This window comes from Exiguobacterium sp. E17S, from assembly GCF_057772545.1.
In genome coordinates this window covers 830,364-846,103 of the sequence record NZ_JBYLRU010000001.1, presented here as the reverse complement: position 1 = coordinate 846,103, position 15,740 = coordinate 830,364, and the positions used below count along the sequence as shown (strand labels likewise).

General features: G+C 40.8%; 16 protein-coding genes and 1 tRNA gene. 9 read left to right on the top strand and 8 right to left on the bottom strand.

Going from position 1 to position 15,740, the window contains the following annotated elements; all coding sequences use genetic code 11:
• Nucleotides 1-31 precede the first annotated feature (31 nt).
• The 3 genes from AC3B4V_RS04465 to AC3B4V_RS04455 all read right to left on the bottom strand — a co-directional run bounded on the left by AC3B4V_RS04465 (nt 32) and on the right by AC3B4V_RS04455 (nt 1,768).
• Nucleotides 32-403, bottom strand: coding sequence for a PilZ domain-containing protein (locus AC3B4V_RS04465; protein WP_214747276.1), 372 nt, complete (start codon nt 401-403; stop codon nt 32-34).
• Nucleotides 404-462: 59 nt separating this feature from the next.
• The gene (locus AC3B4V_RS04460; protein WP_029341956.1) at nt 463-1,161 is read right to left on the bottom strand and encodes a queuosine precursor transporter; all 699 of its coding nucleotides are present in this window, start codon (nt 1,159-1,161) and stop codon (nt 463-465) included.
• A 124-nt stretch (nt 1,162-1,285) separates the two neighbouring features.
• A complete protein-coding gene (locus AC3B4V_RS04455; RefSeq protein ID WP_064299696.1) occupies nt 1,286-1,768 on the bottom strand; it encodes a GNAT family N-acetyltransferase in 483 nt (160 codons plus the stop codon).
• A 204-nt stretch (nt 1,769-1,972) separates the two neighbouring features.
• On the opposite strand from AC3B4V_RS04455, the gene AC3B4V_RS04450 reads away from it, so the two are divergent.
• Nucleotides 1,973-2,287: a hypothetical protein gene (locus AC3B4V_RS04450; protein ID WP_023468579.1), complete on the top strand. Its 315-nt coding sequence runs from the start codon at nt 1,973-1,975 to the stop codon at nt 2,285-2,287.
• A gap of 41 nt (nt 2,288-2,328) precedes the next feature.
• Nucleotides 2,329-3,120: a class I SAM-dependent methyltransferase gene (locus AC3B4V_RS04445; protein WP_290719831.1), complete on the top strand. Its 792-nt coding sequence runs from the start codon at nt 2,329-2,331 to the stop codon at nt 3,118-3,120.
• Between the two features lie 56 nt (nt 3,121-3,176).
• On the opposite strand, the gene putP is transcribed toward AC3B4V_RS04445, so the two are convergent.
• The gene (gene putP, locus AC3B4V_RS04440; RefSeq protein ID WP_488377899.1) at nt 3,177-4,649 is read right to left on the bottom strand and encodes a sodium/proline symporter PutP; all 1,473 of its coding nucleotides are present in this window, start codon (nt 4,647-4,649) and stop codon (nt 3,177-3,179) included.
• Nucleotides 4,650-4,909: 260 nt separating this feature from the next.
• The gene (locus AC3B4V_RS04435; RefSeq protein WP_488377898.1) at nt 4,910-6,085 is read right to left on the bottom strand and encodes a MalY/PatB family protein; all 1,176 of its coding nucleotides are present in this window, start codon (nt 6,083-6,085) and stop codon (nt 4,910-4,912) included.
• Nucleotides 6,086-6,523: 438 nt separating this feature from the next.
• Between AC3B4V_RS04435 and AC3B4V_RS04430 the strand changes: the two genes are divergently transcribed.
• From AC3B4V_RS04430 to AC3B4V_RS04405, 6 genes are all read left to right on the top strand, one after another.
• Nucleotides 6,524-6,594: transfer RNA gene (locus tag AC3B4V_RS04430), tRNA-Thr, on the top strand.
• A gap of 89 nt (nt 6,595-6,683) precedes the next feature.
• The gene (locus tag AC3B4V_RS04425; protein WP_347355205.1) at nt 6,684-7,571 is read left to right on the top strand and encodes a helix-turn-helix domain-containing protein; all 888 of its coding nucleotides are present in this window, start codon (nt 6,684-6,686) and stop codon (nt 7,569-7,571) included.
• A 13-nt stretch (nt 7,572-7,584) separates the two neighbouring features.
• Nucleotides 7,585-8,469: a helix-turn-helix domain-containing protein gene (locus tag AC3B4V_RS04420; RefSeq protein WP_488377897.1), complete on the top strand. Its 885-nt coding sequence runs from the start codon at nt 7,585-7,587 to the stop codon at nt 8,467-8,469.
• Nucleotides 8,470-8,551: 82 nt separating this feature from the next.
• The gene (locus tag AC3B4V_RS04415) at nt 8,552-9,433 is read left to right on the top strand and encodes a helix-turn-helix domain-containing protein (RefSeq protein ID WP_488377896.1); all 882 of its coding nucleotides are present in this window, start codon (nt 8,552-8,554) and stop codon (nt 9,431-9,433) included.
• Between the two features lie 38 nt (nt 9,434-9,471).
• A complete protein-coding gene (locus AC3B4V_RS04410) occupies nt 9,472-10,338 on the top strand; it encodes a helix-turn-helix domain-containing protein (protein ID WP_488377895.1) in 867 nt (288 codons plus the stop codon).
• 28 nt (nt 10,339-10,366) lie between these two features.
• Nucleotides 10,367-11,242, top strand: a complete 876-nt coding sequence (locus tag AC3B4V_RS04405; RefSeq protein ID WP_488377894.1) for a helix-turn-helix domain-containing protein — start codon at nt 10,367-10,369, stop codon at nt 11,240-11,242.
• Here AC3B4V_RS04405 and AC3B4V_RS04400 read toward each other — a convergent pair.
• Nucleotides 11,239-11,868 carry an FMN-dependent NADH-azoreductase gene (locus AC3B4V_RS04400; RefSeq protein WP_488377893.1) on the bottom strand — a complete coding sequence of 210 codons (630 nt, stop codon included), beginning with the start codon at nt 11,866-11,868 and terminating at the stop codon, nt 11,239-11,241. The two genes, AC3B4V_RS04405 and AC3B4V_RS04400, sit on opposite strands and share 4 nt — an antisense overlap.
• A 145-nt stretch (nt 11,869-12,013) precedes the next feature.
• On the opposite strand from AC3B4V_RS04400, the gene AC3B4V_RS04395 reads away from it, so the two are divergent.
• Nucleotides 12,014-13,855 (top strand): putative bifunctional diguanylate cyclase/phosphodiesterase, encoded by a 1,842-nt coding sequence (locus AC3B4V_RS04395; RefSeq protein ID WP_488377892.1) that lies wholly within the window; start codon nt 12,014-12,016, stop codon nt 13,853-13,855.
• An 81-nt stretch (nt 13,856-13,936) separates the two neighbouring features.
• Here AC3B4V_RS04395 and AC3B4V_RS04390 read toward each other — a convergent pair whose 3' ends face one another.
• Nucleotides 13,937-14,614, bottom strand: coding sequence for an amino acid ABC transporter permease (locus AC3B4V_RS04390; protein ID WP_064299703.1), 678 nt, complete (start codon nt 14,612-14,614; stop codon nt 13,937-13,939).
• Between the two features lie 2 nt (nt 14,615-14,616).
• Nucleotides 14,617-15,459 carry a transporter substrate-binding domain-containing protein gene (locus AC3B4V_RS04385; RefSeq protein WP_350468547.1) on the bottom strand — a complete coding sequence of 281 codons (843 nt, stop codon included), beginning with the start codon at nt 15,457-15,459 and terminating at the stop codon, nt 14,617-14,619.
• Between the last annotated feature and the right edge of the window lie 281 nt (nt 15,460-15,740).

Genomic DNA, 15,740 nt, shown 5'->3' with positions numbered 1-15,740 from the left:
TTGCCCTTACATATGTAGGGGCAATGCCATTTTAATCATTAAGAAGGGATCGTTCTGATTTCGCGATCTGTTTCACTTGTGAAATGATTTTTTCACGATCAGTTGTTGTCGAATTGAGATGGATACCGTACAACCGCCCAGGACCGGAAGGCTTCTCATGCAATAAAAACCCTTCGATGCATAGTGGCACTTGTCCTTCAATCAATGAGAATTCAACGACGATTTTCATTGATTTGAGGAGTGGAAGTTTTAGTTCTGTGCTGATTGCTAGTCCGTTCGGTGAGATATTATGAATCTTCATCAACCCTTTCGGTGTACGCTGTTCATCTTTGAGCAAGTAAAATTCACCAATTATAGGAGTCTTCAGCGTATATCGAAACGGTTCATTGCGTTTGATTTTCATGTAGGCACCTCCAATCCCATTATCCGACAATTTCGTCAAGTCTTCTAGTTTTTTTTAGGTCATGCGGCAGCGTCTGTCGATTGTTTCGTCGGATGGATACGTTTTGCTAAATACATGAATGGTGTCGCGAACCAAGCGACAACGAATTTTGCGAGATACGTCGTAATGAAGATTTGCCACCAGATGGAGAAGGGCATATCGTGGAAGGCGATCGCACAAAACGTCAATGTATCAAGCAATTGACTTAATACAGTTGACCCTGTCGTCCGTAACCAAAGCTTCCGTTCGCCTGTCTTCTGACGGATCTTTGAATAGATAAAGACATCGAATAGTTGCGAGACAAGATAAGCGGCAAGACTACCGACAGCAATCCATGGTAAGAGTCCGAACAATAAATGCAAGGAATCGGATGTTTCGAGTGCAGCCTTATCAGCAAGTGGTGTATATAAGAGACTGAACTGCATGAGAACGGTCGTCGTGATGAGGGAGAAGAACCCCATATAGACGCCTTTACGAGCGACCTGTTTTCCGTATTTTTCATTAAGGATATCTGTCGCTAGATAACAACTGCCATATACGACGTTCCCTAACGTAAAGACGAAACCGAAAATATCAACGGTTTGTGTAACTTGGATGTTTGCAATGATTGTTGCGATGGCAATCCACATCAACAATCCTGTCTTACCAAATAAATAATAACTGAAAATCAATAATCCCATCGTTAAGAAAATGGAAGGGATCCATAACCATTCGTTCATGAGATGTACTCCTTTCTGTTCATACAGATGAAAATTGTACGCTGAAATCGATCAACTGTCAAAGGTGATGAAGCGATAAGGGCATAAAAAAAGACCATGAGTTCCATGGTCTTTCGGACGTTCTTTAGCCCATTCGTTGCAGAGAGTACCGACGACGTCTTCCTTTGACGTAATAGTTCTCTGTCGATGTAAAATCATTCGCTTCTAAAATGCGTTTTGCAAACGAAGCGTGCGGTGATTGTTCAAGGACACGCGCACGTACTTCGTGACGATCTAGTACCCCAGAATACGTCAATGCTTCAGCAACTGCTTGAGTAGCTAGACCCCGACGCGTATAGGGATCAAACACCATGAAGTCGAGTTGGAAGTAGTGACCCATTTTTAAGAGCAGAACCCGCCCCACGATCGTATCCGCTTCAACGATATCAAAGTAATAATCTTCAGGATAACTGTGCTCGACGGAATCAAAAGCCCGCTCTTCTCCAAGCTCATGGTCATACCCTTTGATTTCTTGCGGAGTCAGTCCATATGCTTGCTCGCCATACTTCAAGAAATGATCGTACTCAGCTTGATCGACATGACGTAATGTTCGACGTCTCAATTCCATCACAAAATCCTCCCTCATCCCAATTGATGCTTCGTTTACATTATAGCGATACCCTCCGTGCAATTGCAAAAATTAACTGGAATCGATTCGCAGGAAGAAATCTAAAAAAAGTCATTCTGTAATCATCTTGTGATTGTTTTAATTACCTCGGAATATGGTAAAGTAATGATGTAGACAACTGCATACTGGAAGGGGCTGGAAAACGTGTTCACAGAACGTGACGGAATCAAATTGCGTCTAGAGCAAATCGAACGATTGTATTCGGACTTGAATCGTGAAGCGAAACAATTGACGGAACGCTTACGCCAATTAGATGAACAAGGGGATGAAGTTCAACATGATCTTTCCCTTAATAAAGAAGACCGCGATCATTTGAAGTCAAGCATCGATGAGACGCTTCAGGCACTCATGAAGCGGACGACGGTCGATGCAAAAGTCGAACAGGAAAAGCAAGAAGACCTGATTTCGAAAAAAGCATTGATTGAAGATATCGAAGGATTATTGAAGAAAAAGAAATGAGCTAGCTCCGGCTAGCTTATTTTTTTATGGAGGAACACATTATGAAACCAACCATTGGACTGACGACATGTCTTCGTCCGACTGACGATGTGCATCATCGTGTGAAACAGTTGTTAGCGGATGAAACGATACATTTTATCTACGTCGTGCGTCAGAAAAAAAGCATAGAACACTTGCAACAGGAGACAGGATTACCGGTGCTTGTCGTCGATAAACAACGGCTTGATTTATATCCACTAGGCGAGGCGATATCGTTCTTTTTCCATCCTTCGAGTGCGGTGTTTCGCATCAAACAAATTGATGCAGGAGGAGGCGATCCTCTCGTTGCGATCGGACGCTTATCGGAAGGGATGCGTGTGCTTGACTGCACACTTGGTCTTGGAGCAGATGCCATCGTCATGAGTCATGCCATCGGAGAGCGGGGGCGGATCACCGGCTTAGAAAGCCGCGTTGAGACAGCGTTTGTCGTCAAGAACGGATTAAAACGGTGGGAAGAATCCTACGAACCGATCAATCAAGCGATGCGACGAATTGAAGTGAAAGTCAAACACCATCTCGCTTATTTGAAAGAATGTCCGGATAATTCCTTTGATGTCATCTACTTTGATCCCATGTTCGAACAGACTGTCGAAGAATCGACACATCTCGATGCTTTACGAACGCTTGCGAACTATGAAGCCTTATCCGAGGAAGCGATGGTGGAGGCGAAGCGTGTGGCACGTCAGCGCATCGTGTTAAAAGCACATTATGAGAGTCCCTTGTTTGGACGGTTTGGGTTCGAACGAACAAAGCGGAAGACGTCGAAGTTGCATTATGGCGTGATTGAACTGTAGATCAAAAAAAGACCTCTGCCAATCATACGGCAGAGGTCTTACTTGCTATTCGCTGATTATTGAACTGCGTCTTTTAATTCGTCTTCCATCTCTTCAAACGTTTCCTGAACGGCATTGACCGGTTGTTTCGTCATCAAGCTGACAACGACCGTAAAGATCAAGCTTGTGAAGAATCCAGGTACCATTTCATAAAGCGTCGTACTAAGTCCAAGTTGAACCCAGATGATGACAGTCAAGGCACCTGAGATAATACCAGCTAGTGCGCCTTGTTTCGTCATCCGTTTCCAGTAGAGAGAAAGCAAGATGATCGGACCAAAGGCAGAACCGAATCCAGCCCATGCATAACCGACAAGTGCAAGAATCGTCGCTGATGGGTTCCACGCGAGAATACTTGCGATGACGGCAACGACAAGAACGGCGATTCGACCTGTCAGGACGAGTTCTTTATCCGATGCGTCTTTTTTCAAGAACGTTTTATAAAAGTCTTCTGTCAACGCACTCGAAGTAACGAGCAATTGTGATGAAATCGTCGACATGATTGCTGCAAGAATCGCAGCCATTAGGAATCCTGTGATATACGGGTGGAATAGTACATCCGAGAAACGGATGAAGACTGTTTCCGGGTCACCGAGTCCATTGCCTTGTCCTTCAAAATAAGCAATTCCGACAAGTCCTGTCATCATGGCACCGATGATTGAGACGAACATCCAGCCGATCCCGATACGACGGGCACTTTTTAAATCTTTAACAGAACGAATCGCCATAAAGCGGACGATGATATGGGGTTGACCGAAGTAACCAAGTCCCCAAGCAAGGAATCCGATGATTCCAAGAACTGTTGTTCCTTTAAGTGGATCAAACAACGAAGGGTCTAATTTTTCAGCGTAGTTGTATGCACCATCGACTCCGCCGACGTCTGTCAATGCGACGATCGGTACAAGAACGAGTGCGATGAACATGATACAGCCCTGGACGAAATCGGTCCAACTAACTGCGAGAAAACCGCCGAAAAGTGTGTAGGCGATTACGACCGCAATCGTCAAGAGCATACCATAGTGGTAATCAAATCCAAATGAGCTGACGAACAATTTTCCGCCAGATACGATTCCGGCTGATGTGTAGAACGTAAAGAAGATGATGATAACGAGTGCTGATACGGTACGAAGCACGCGTGATTTGTCTTCAAAACGATTCTCTAAGAAATCAGGGATCGTAATTGATTCGTTTGCCATTTCTGTATAGAGACGGAAACGTGGTGCGAGTACGATGTAGTTTACGTAACATCCAATCAATAAACCGAGTGCGAGCCAAAGGGCTGATACACCTGTTGCATACATGGCGCCGGGAAGTCCCATGAGCATCCATCCACTCATATCCGATGCACCAGCAGAGAGTGCTGTGACACCTGGACCGAGATCGCGTCCGCCTAACATGTAATCTTCTGTATTCGTCGTTCGCTTGTAGGCAAAATAACCGATTGCCAACATGAGAACAAGATACAGGATGATCGAAATCCATTCTTGCGTCATAAAGTTAAATCCTCCAAATGCAATAGTTTTTTCAGCGATCAAGCATGTATTGACTTGTTCGCCAAATGATATGTTCCCCACCTTACAGGGGATAAAACGACTTTGCAAGTCACTTCATTTTCATAAAAAGTGCCGCCACGCCTAGTGCCTTAAGGGGTTGGGACGGTTTTAGTCCCTGTTGAAGTTCTACTAATCCAAATATTCAGAATAATGAAATAAAACATAAATGACCCTAATAAATTAGGATCATTTATGTCACGTTAATTGGTCCAAAACTGTTGGTATGCGGCGCTTAAACGGTCTAGTGCCTGATCTAATTGTGCACGAGGACAACCGATGTTTAAACGTTCAAACGTTTCGCCACCAGATCCGAACGAAGAACCATGCGTTAGAGCGATTTTTGCCTCCTTGACGAGCCAATCTGATCGTGTTTTACTATCTAGTTCTAGTGCTTTGAAGTCGATCCACAACAGGAAAGTTGCTTCTGGAATGACGACGTCTAATTTTGGCATCTCTTGGCGAATCCGACGGATGGCGTGGTCACGATTGCCTTCTAAATACATAAGTAATTGTGACAGCCATTGCTCACTCGCAACATCACCATATGCTGTTGTAATCGCAGTCGAAGCTAATGCATTCGGGTGAACGAAATGACGTTGCTGGATACGCTCGATCTGTTGACGAATCGAGATGTCAGGTACGATCAAATAAGACGCATATAGCCCCGGAATATTGAACGTTTTGGATGGTGCACTCACTAAAATGAGTTTTTCATAATCCAAACCGAGAATAGGGGTGTGAACGGAACCTGTATAGACGAGGTCCGCATGAATCTCATCGGATACAAGATAAACATCATGTTGCTTCGCGAGTTCGACGATTTGTTGTAATTCTTCTCTCGGATAGACCTTACCACTTGGATTATGCGGGCTACAGAGAATCATCATACGTGCTGTTCGCATTTGCCGTTCGAGAAGTGGAAAGTCTGTCTGATACGTCTCACCGTCTAAAAGAAGCGGATTTTCAATGAGTTGTCGTTGATTAGACTGAATGATTTGATGAAATGGAGGATAGACCGGTGTCTGGATGATGATTTCATCACTCGGTTCAGTCAATGCGAGGACGGTATGCGCAAGTCCTGGAACGACACCGCTCGAGTAGAGAATGGAATCAGTAGTGATTGTGACGTCATATCGCTTTTGAAACCATTGTTGAATCGCTCGTTTTGCTTCGTCTTCAAACATCGAGTAACCGAAATGACCTGTAGCAGCACGTCTAGTCAATCGTTCTGTCAAATGGTGTGGTGGACGAACGTCCATGTCGGCGACCCACATCGGAATTAGCTCATCTGATCCATATAGCGAAGGGAGCCCGTCCCACTTGACGGATCCTGTATTTCGTTTCTCGATCGTTTCATCAAAATTGATTTGTTCCATCAGACTTCACTCCTGTTCTTCAATAGTTGAATGACTCCATTTCACCATAGCGGATAGAGAGAGTGTGGGGCAAGTCGAAAAAAATAAAGGTTTAACATTTATACGATCAGGTAATTACTAAACTCGAACCTACCATAACGAAACGGAGTGATGATCATGTTGCATTCTAAAGTAGTCGTCGGGCGATCGCCTGAGGAGTTAGAGCAGAGACTAAATGAATTTTTTGAAAATAATGGGGTCGGATCGAACGCCATCATTACATTAAAATTTTCAACATTCGTTGCGTCTAAAGCGGATGAACATTATTCAGTTTTAGTCGTCTATGATAACTCGCTAACGAAAACTACATTGTAAATTAGTGACAAGAAGTTGATCTGAAAAGCATCGACTTCTTGTTTTGTCTTTTTTTATAAGTTATACTAGAATCAGGTTTTGCAAGCTTCCGTAGGTTAATGGCAGACCTCAGCAATGGTAATGCTGCAGTGCGAGTTCGATTCTCGCCGGAAGCATAGACACGTCTTCCGTCTCAAGTGATATATACTTGAAACGGAAGACTTTTTTCATGAGTTCGATATTTTTGATTTGAGGAGTGACCTCTATGCATCCAGTCATTCATTCTGTTGGTGATAAAATCAAACAAGAACGAAAAAAACAAGGAATGACACAAAAAGCACTTTGTGAAGGAATTTGTAGTCAGGCTGAAATCAGTAAAATCGAAAATGGTCGAAATTCTCCAACGATTGATTTGTTACAGCAGATTTGTCGAAGACTACGCATCCCGATTTCATTGTTTTTTGAAGATGAGATCGTCTCACAAAAGTTAAATGAGATAGACCAACGAATGATTCGGCATTTGCGTGAAAAAACGTATTCAGATATGGCAAAAGACTTAGCAAAATATGAGAACGTCAATAATGCGGTTGAAACTCAAATTTTAATTCGCTACCACCAAGAATTACTAGACTATGAAAGAGGAAATATTGATTTTCGGACATGTATCGCCTCTTTATTACAAGTTGTCAGACAGGAACAGGTCAAAGACAAATCCTTTCTTCTTTATACACGAATTCAGATGGTGATTGCTGTTCTGTATACGAACCACGAAGAATATAGTCGTGCCCATCAAATTTATAAGGAACTATTAGACTTACCTTATCAAACAAGAGAATATAAAAAAATTCGAATGAAGATCATGTATAATTTCATACGTAATTTAGTAGAGTTTGAACGATTCGAAGAAGGGCTGCAGGAAGTTGAAAAGGTCATCGAAGAGACAAAACAATTGCAGGATTTAACGTATCTTGGACAGTTTTATTTTCAAAAAGGAATTTTATTAGAGGCGTTAAAAGGATCTGAATCAGAAACAAAGGAAGCGTATACGACCGCTTATTCTTTTTTCATTGCTACTCAGAGTCACTCTTATCTAAAAATCCTTGAAACCTATTTTTCTGAACACCTCTTATTTCCGATTAATGAAAGTGAGTGAATAAACGATGGAGATGAATACTTTAACTTCATCGATTGGTACAAAAATCAAACAATTTCGTATCGAAAAGCAAATGACTCAAAAAGAACTATGTGTTGATTTATGTAGTCAAGCTGAAATTAGTAAAATTGAAAACGGGTTAAATTCTCCGACTGTTGATTTATTACAACAACTTGCTGTAAGGTTGCAAGTTCCCATCTCTTTGTTGTTTCAAGAACATACCGATGAGGAAAAGTTCTTTCAACTAGATCGATTCTTATCCGATTTGCTTCGAGAAGAGAAATACAAAGAGGCGTTAGAGCGAATTCACCAGCAAGAAAAGGATAGCATCGTCGAAATCGACATTTTAAAAAGCTACATCAAGACGATCATTGAATTAAAGCAAAATCGAATCGATTTTCGGGCAGCAGCAAGCCTACTCAGCAACTTGTTGATCGAAAAAGAAGTCTGGTCTCAGTCCATTCAATTGTACATTCGAATCAAAATGGCAATTGCGAATATGTATTCAGAGCAGGATTTATTTCATTTAACGGAATCCGTGTATCAGGAATTAGAAAATGAAATCGAAGTTCTTCAGTCCAATACCCATCTGAATGCGCTATTGAAAATTTACTTCAATCATTGTCAGATCCTTGAGTACCAAGGGAAGTCTGAGGAAAGTATCGTCATCGCAAAAAAAGGATATGAGTTATGCTTGATGCATAATCATACATTTCTATTCGGTCATTTTTATTATCAACTCGCTCACTATGATGAATACTTAGGTGAGGATGAGAAGTCACTCCAAAAACAATATTCAGTCGCCTATGCACTATTTCATGCATTTGAGCACGACGTTCGAAAGAAAATGATTCTTCGCATGAAGGAGTCGTATATGTTGTTCACTTTTGAGAATTAATAAAAAGGATACGTGACCTTCTTGGTAAACAAGGAGGTTTTTCATGAAAAGTGCAACTCGTTTATTTCAAAGAGGTGATTAGATGAAGGACGAACATTCTATTGATAAGAAACTCAAATTTTTTCGACAATTGAAGGGGTTATCGCAAAAAGAACTGAGTGCAGGGATTTGTAGTCAAGCTGAAATTAGTAAGATCGAGAACGGGAAGACGATGCCGACTGTGGAATTATTACAACAACTCGCAACAGTACTTCGTGTTCCTATATCAGAATTATTAAAGAGCAATTCTGAACATCAATTGGAGCAGGTAAATATCCTTGATCAAAAACTCAGTACCTTACTACGCGAGAATGCTTTCGATGAATGTTTTCATGAAATGAAAAAAATCTCAGTAAGTGAATCTTCTGATGAAATAAGACGATTAATGACCTACTATGAAATTGTGATTGCATATCGAAAAAAACAAGTTGATTATCGAACGACCTCCGTTTTATTTACGCGATGGATGGACCAAGAGGATTTATGGGTGAAAGATCCGGTGCTTTACTTTCGAATCAAGATGGCATTATCCATTTTATATGCGGAATGCGGACAGTACCAACAAGCAGAAAAAATATATGATGAAGTATTACGCATTACTACAGAAATCAGCGGTCTAAAGAGTGAACGACTAAAGATTCTTTATAACTATGCAAAATTATTATATAAAATGGATCAGCCTCAAAAGGGTCTTCGTATCATCGAGGAAGGCATACTGCTCAGTCGACAATTGAAACAGATTTCCTACTTAGCACACTTGTATTATCAACGTGGTGAGTTTCATGAACGGATGGATACGGACGTCATACAGATGAAATATGATTATACGATGGCGTATGAATTATTCTCTGCTTTTCAGATGAAACATTACGCTACTATTGTTCTAAAAACGAAAGGTTCTTATTTACAATATGTACTGGACTAAGATCATGACTAAAAAATACAAGAAAGGAGGAGGAAAGGTTGCGTATCGAGTCATTTGGTAAACAGATAAAACAACTACGAATCGAGACAAATTTAACACAAAAAGAATTGGCAAAGGATGTATGTAGTCAAGCGGAGTTAAGTAAGATTGAAAATGGAAAAATAATGCCAACAATCGATCTTGTTCAACGTTTGTCTCAAAAGCTACATATTTCAATGGAACAAATCTTCATCGATTCAAATGAAGTAAAGCTATTTCATGACTATGACGTACAACTGTCGGACTTTTCTAGGCAACGTCGTTATGATGAAATGCTAGAATTTATGAAACGTTTACCACCTAGTCTTCCTCCTTCCGTTCAATTATTGATTCATTATTTTGAATGGGTCGCTCGCGAAGATAAAAAAGATATTGATTACCGGACATGTATCTCCCAATTGCTTCGCTTATCGGATGAACACCAAATGGAAATAGAGTATCCTGTTCTTTATTTACGTATTCGAATGTCGGTTGCGAACTATTATTACTTGAACGGTCAATATCCATATGCGCGAAAAATCTATGAAGGATTATTATCGTATGATTATTCGACATATGCACTTAAAAAATTACAGTGTAAAATCATGTATAATCATGCGCAACAGTTGTATTTTCAAAATGACTTTAAAACAGGATTACAGGTTACTGAACAAGGAATTTGTTTATCCGTCGAACGAAAAGATACAGCGATGTTAGGACATTTCTTTTATCAAAGAGGATGTTTCTATGAAGAATTGAATTATCCAAAGTGTGATATCCATGATGCGTTTACTCATGCCTATTCACTTTTTACTGCCTTCGGCAATGAGAATCATGCCGCGTTAGTCTTAAAAGGTAAAAAACAATTTCTCCACTTTCAAATGTGAGGATGGAAGTGAAAGAAAGGATGATATAATGGATCACTTACCCGTCTCGATTGGTTATGAAATCAAGCGGCTTCGAAAAGAAAAAAAGATTACACAAGCAGAATTGTGTGAGGGCATTTGTAGCCAAGCTGAAATCAGTAAAATCGAAAATGGTAAAAATTCACCCACCATCGATTTGCTACAACAAGTCGCAAAACGATTAAAGGTACCATTGTCGATGTTGTTTCAAGATCATTTACGAAGTGATGTTTTTCAAACGTATGACGAGCAATTAGCAGAACTATTGCGGACTAATCAATACGTTGATGCTTTAAAGATGATTGAACATGTTCTTTCAACGGTTGATTTTGAGGAAGTTCGTGATTTAGTAGCATATTATCAAGTCATCGTTCAGGAAAAAAGTGGTCAACTTCACTATCTAAAAGCCATTCAATCGCTCGGACGATTACTCAAAAAAGAACACCTTTGGTTTGAATCAGCTACTCTGTATGTAAGAATTCAGATGGCGATAGCAAATTTGTATGTTAAACACGGGAACTTCGATTTAGCGGAGGGGATCTTCCAGACATTGATTCAATCGAATTATCCATCCATCGAATTGAAAAAGGTTCGAATCAAGATTTTATATAATTATGGACAACAACTATTAATGCAAAAAAAATACCTTGCCGGTCTAAAAATCACCGAACAAGGTATTCAAGAGAGTCTTCAAATAGAAGATGGTCATTTCTTAGGTCACTTTTATTATCAGCGAGGATATTTCACTCAACAACTAAATGGCGATCTTTCAGCTATCCAACGTGATTTTACGATGGCCTATTCTGTCTTTCGAGCATTTGATATGCCACTTCACGAAAAAATACTTCTGGAAGAACATGCAGAGTACGTTCTCTTCACCATTTAAAACTTACGACCGAATTGTCGGCACTCTTGCAGTGCTTGTTCGATTAATTCAGAGGCACGTTCCGGGTATTGCTGATGTCCTTCGAGAATGACAGTCGATACATCTTCAATGCCAAAGAATGCTAATAAATCGAGCATGTAGCGAACAGCGTGCTCACTCGATGCTTTCTCTTTCGTCGAATAATCACCACCACGTGAATGAATCAACAGGACTTGTTTGTCTTCAACAAGTCCAATCGAACCTTCGGCCGTATAACGAAATGTTTGACCAGCTTGAGCAAGATAATCCATATAATTGTGCAGCGGTGCCGGAACCGTCAAGTTCCACATCGGAAATGAGAAGACGACCTTATCGGCATCTAAGAAACCGTTTAAATACTCCTGAAGTCGCTGTGCATGTGTCGCATCCTCTCCAGTTAATTCCTCGCCTTTAAAGAGGCGACCTGCCGCGCTCGCCAGTTTCAAATCGAAGAAGGGAAGACGTTCTTCAAATAAATTTAAAACCGTAACTGTATCATCCGGATGTGTTTCACGATACGCGTTCAAAAAGGCATCGTTCAATTCAGAGCTAATGCCTTTTTTTTGATGTGTGCTATCGTTCGCTTCGATGAATAGTAAATGTGACATAATCATTACTCCTTTCTATACCTCTCTATTCCCATTCTACTTAAAATCATGACTTCCCAATATTTTATTATTTTTAGAAAATTCAGGTTTTATTTTGGTTCTGATAAGGAAAATAAACGACAGGAACTAGAAAGAGGGGATGGCGGTGAATACACAGCGACGTTCTTCCAATAGTCTGCAATATCATCGAGAAATTCGAGCAAATTATCAGTTGTTCGGGATGATCATTTTTGTGTTGACGAGTTGTGGTGCCGTTTTATACATCGTGGCGAATATATTCAGTCGCTCCGGTTTAGATGGAGACGATTGGGTACGAGCAATCGTCATTGCAAGTGCTGGAATCGTGCAATATTTCATCGGTAAAAGTACATTGTCGGATCGATTGAAGCCACATATGATGTCGAGTATTTTTTTATTGATTCCTTATATTTATTATCCATTCATTGATCGAGGTGTTCAGTCCGTTTGGGCATGCGCACTACTTTTTATTTTAGCGTCTCTCGTTGTTATTAACCGGACGATGTTGTTATACGCAACGAGCATCACGACGATCTCCTTACTCTATATCTGGTATCAAACCCCTTCAATAGAAAACGTTACGATGTTTGCATCTGATCATATCGCACGAATTGGACTTATCTTAATTGCGACGATCATCAGTTTATTGATCCATAATCAATACGTCACCCGTCTTGAACGTAATATTGACTACTTAGCACGTTTACAAGAACAAGCATTTACGGATCCCGTGACAGGGTTGTCGAACCGTTCTTCTTTTGTCATTGAAGTGGATAAGAAAAAGCGAGAAGGCGACATGATTTGTCTTGTTGATCTGGATGATTTTAAAACCGTCAATGATGCTTTTGGTTACCGGACAGGTGACCGCACTTTGCACATCATTGGTCGTCGGTTAATGAATCGCTTTCCAGATTGTACGATTGCAAAAGCGAGTGGAAGTGCCTTTTTACTGCATGCTCCAAACCATTATGATGCACGAACTCTTTGTGACGATATTTTATCGAGTGTATCAGAGCGCGTTCAAATTGACTTTAAACAGATTAACGTCACTGCAAGTATCGGTGTTTCCTATGTAAATGACGAAACGACGGACCATGTCATTAATGATGCGGAGATTGCCTTATTCACAGCTAAATCCAATCGGAAAAATACGTATGCCATTACAGATTTAGCGACACAAAATGAACGAAAACGGGCGCTTCAATTAACACGCGACTTATACGATGCAGAGCTGGATCGCGACTTTTTTATTTTATTTCAACCTCAGGTCAATGCAAAAACGCGTCAAATTACAGGAGTCGAAGCATTGATTCGTTGGAATCATCCGGAATATGGTTTCGTTCCGCCAAATGAGTTCATTCCACTTGCGGAGCGGACACGTTTCATTGAGACATTAGGCGTTTGGGTCATGCGTCAAGCTTGTTTCCAAGGAAAAGCATGGTTGGAAGAGGGGAAGGAGCCGTTAACGATTTCCGTGAATGTCTCACCGTGGGAATTACGTCAACCCGATTTTATGGATCGCGTATTGGGGATTTTAAAACAGTCTGGCTTCCCTCCGTCATTACTCGAAATCGAGATGACAGAACACATCTTCATTGAAGGAACAGAGCAAATCATCGAGACATTAAACGCACTTCATTTATACGGGATCCGGATTGCACTCGATGACTTCGGAACGGGCTTTTCATCGATGCAATCATTAGTGGAGTTACCGTTCGATCAATTGAAGATTCCAAAAGAAATCGTTCAAGAAGCCATTCATTCAGAGAAGAAACGAGCGATGATCGAGACGATCATTCAGTTAGGGAAGCGATTAGATATGACAATCGTAGCTGAAGGGATTGAATTAGAAGAAGAGGCGGCATTGCTCGAGCGATTGGGATGTCATACGTTGCAAGGATATCTCTTCCATCGCCCGTTACAACCAAGACAATTAGAACACTTTTTAACGATGTATCGAGAAGGCTGACGACATGGTATATCAAAAAAAGAAAGTAAACAGGCGATGGACCATGTCCATCGCCTGTTTGTATAACTGTATATAAATGAATCACAGATACCGCGCAAAACGACGTTCGAGAACCTCTTGAATGACTGCGATACAAGAACAGATTCCCCAGTAGATGAACGCAACAACAAAATAAACGGTCATATAATCGAATTCGCGCCCACCGACGATTTTTGCTTTTTGAAAAATCTCAGGAACTGTAATCATGGCAGCAAGCGATGAAGCTTTGACCAGATCAAGCAAGACGTTTGAGAGTGGTGGGATGGCAATCCGGATCGCTTGTGGCAAAATGATTCCAACAAACGTCCGATACCTGGATAAACCGAGTGACGCTGCCGCCTCTTCTTGCCCACGATCAATCGATAATAAGGAAGAACGAATGATCTCTGCCATGTACGCAGCACTATTCAAACTAAAACCGGTGATTGCTGCTGTTAACGCGTCAAGTTGAATATTGATGACCGGCAGTCCGAAATACAACATGAACAGCAACACGAGAATCGGAACACCACGCATAAACGAGATATAAGCGCTAGCTCCGATGCGTAAAAGTCGAAGGTGAGACAGACGGCAAAGGGCAAGGATTAACCCGATTCCGAGACCAATGGCCATACTGAGCAAGGAAATCCATAGCGTCTGCCCCAGTCCACTCAAAATATAAGGAAACGATTCGACCGCCAATTCTGGATTGAAGACGGACCGCCAATCAATCGAAGACATCGTTAATTCACATCGACGATCGTCGTTTTGACGTCAGGCATTTGGGAAACATCTTTTCCGGCATAGAATTGCTTCGAAATTTCCTTTAACGTGCCGTCTTCCTTCATTTTATCGAGTTGTTCGTTAATGTTGGATTGAAGTTCCTTGTTATCTAAATCCATGATTAAACCAACTTGACTTGGATTATAAGCGATATCAGGATGAATCGTAATATCGAAGTCCTTGAAGAAATCGACAGCAAGTGTTTGCAAGTAATAATCATTCAAGATGACGTCTGTGCGACCATTTGAGACATCTCGAAGATATTGATCGTTCGTCGCGTTATCGTACGTGACTTCTTTTGCACCATATTTTTTAGCAATTTGCATATACGTCGTTGTAGCTTCTCCGGCAGCTTTTTTCCCTTTCAAGTCTTCAAGAGACTTGATGCCTGACAAATCACTTTTACGGACGATTGCCGTACCATACGTATATTTATATGGTTTTGAGAACGCGAATTTTTCTTTACGATCATCGGTGATCGTAATGTCGTTAGCGGCAAGATCAACTTGACCCGTATTGACGCTTGTCAACATACCGTCGAATGACATCTCTTTGAATTTCACTTTCAAATCAAGACGTTTTGCTACTTCTTTGACGACTTCGACATCAAATCCAGTCAACTTATTGTTTTTCTCTTCATGATAAGATGTCGGAAAAAGTGTACCAGCCGTCGCGACGACGATCGTTCCTTCTTTTTGAATCTTGTCATATGCGGTTGCCTTCTCCTCTTGCTGACCACATGCGCTTAATAAGATCGAGCTTCCTGCGATCAAGAGACCCGTAAATTGCATTGTTTTTTTCATCGTATTATTCCTCTCTTTATTTCAAAGATCAATAACTCTTTTCATAGTTAAAAATACCACGGAATCATATGTTCGGGCAAAGTAATACGCGCACAAAGTGTAGAATTCAACCAAAAAAATATTGAATGAATATCCAAGTTTATGTAAGCGTTATCAATGTTGATATATGGTAATTCTAACTTCAAAGGTTAGACAAAATGGTGATTATGCATAGTAGCGAATAAACATAAAAGAGTGTAAAGTATAATTTAACTGAATATACAGAAAATTAAGAAGGCAAG